Annotated in this window: 1 protein-coding gene; it reads right to left on the bottom strand. The window is 41.2% G+C overall.

The window, feature by feature from the left end; all coding sequences use genetic code 11:
* The coding region (locus HBA93_RS18015; RefSeq protein ID WP_221724207.1) for a hypothetical protein at positions 1-507 on the bottom strand (507 nt) is incomplete at its 3' end.
* Positions 508-599: the final 92 nt, after the last annotated feature.

Here is a 599-nt window from a genome sequence, read left to right as displayed (position 1 = left end):
CAGCATACTTAAGTTTGTATCACTCTTGGCAAAGATCGGCAGAGTATCAAACTGACGTTCACTCGAATGATAAAGTTCTGCTTTAACTTCTTCTACCAGTGACTGTTTCAAAAAAATATGAACAGCCTGTACCGGCGCTTCTACTTTGACTTCAATCGGCATATTAGCACCGGCAACACAAACATCATAAGGGGCTATGATGGAGTGTTCTTCCCGGCCGCCGAACCTTCTGCCGACATGCGTAATATTGAGAGCCATAGTAAACCACAGGCCGGACATGGCGCCGTAGGTGAATTGATTGGGTTGCTCCTCAGTCAAGGCAACACAAATATTTGAGGACATCGGAATACTGTCACTAGACTTGAGGACAGTAACATCTTTATTTTCCGCTATACTCGTTTGATCTACTGTAAAGCAATGATTGACTGAAGCCTGTTTAAAGGCTGATCCGTTATCATGTAACGGTACAGATAGATTAGAGGATTCACTGTAAAAGGCGGTATGCATTCAGGATCCTTTAATAAGGGGGCGAACTAACTTAAATTAGATCACGTTATATTCTTATATTCCAGGCAAAATTATACAAAACCAATATAAAA

The organism is Ochrobactrum sp. SFR4, from assembly GCF_019730395.1.
In the GTDB taxonomy this organism is placed as follows: Bacteria; Pseudomonadota; Alphaproteobacteria; order Rhizobiales; family Rhizobiaceae; genus Pseudochrobactrum.
This window is presented reverse-complemented; position numbering and strand designations above follow the sequence as displayed.